Here is a 534-nt window from a genome sequence, read left to right as displayed (position 1 = left end):
AAGGTTAACGACGGTTAGATTCACCTCTTACACAGCACCTCCGCTTTAATGCCATCAATTAGCTCTTTCTTAAGACGTTTAAAGTCATCTTCTCTGAAACCTGGGTTTAACAATTGATCACTAACAAGTGCATACCATTGCTCAGCGTTATCTTTGTGAACACGGCCACGTAAAGAAATCATTTCTTTATCTAACTGATATCCAAAGCTACCAGCAATTGGATAAAGTGCTTTTTGAATTTCTTTGTAGCTCTTAGTTTGTGAACCACCACGTGCGATCATAGCTGCTGTTAATGCCGCTACACCCTTTTTGCCTGCCGGAATCGCCCCCGCTGCACCAGTGTAAAATAATAAGTTCACATCAACCAATGGTGAACTATTGGTTTTATCTAATACCTTGAAGTGACGCTCAACAGGCTGGCTCGCTTGTTTAGCAAGTGCTGATACAGACACCTCTTTCTCGAAACCAGAAACAAGGTGCTGTGTAAGAGGTGGAGTCTAACTCGTCGTTAACCTTAGCGATACATTTTTAGCA

Annotated in this window: 1 pseudogene; it reads right to left on the bottom strand. The window is 41.9% G+C overall.

The features are described from left to right. Positions 1 to 41: 41 nt before the first annotated feature. Positions 42 to 467: pseudogene (locus ACXAC4_RS19570) on the bottom strand (insulinase family protein); the annotation flags it as partial. Between the last annotated feature and the right edge of the window lie 67 nt (positions 468 to 534).

The sequence above is a fragment of the Pseudoalteromonas sp. AWM4_233 genome (assembly GCF_056158285.1).
The sequence above is the reverse complement of the archived record's forward strand: the minus strand, read 5'-3'. Positions and strand labels throughout refer to the sequence as shown.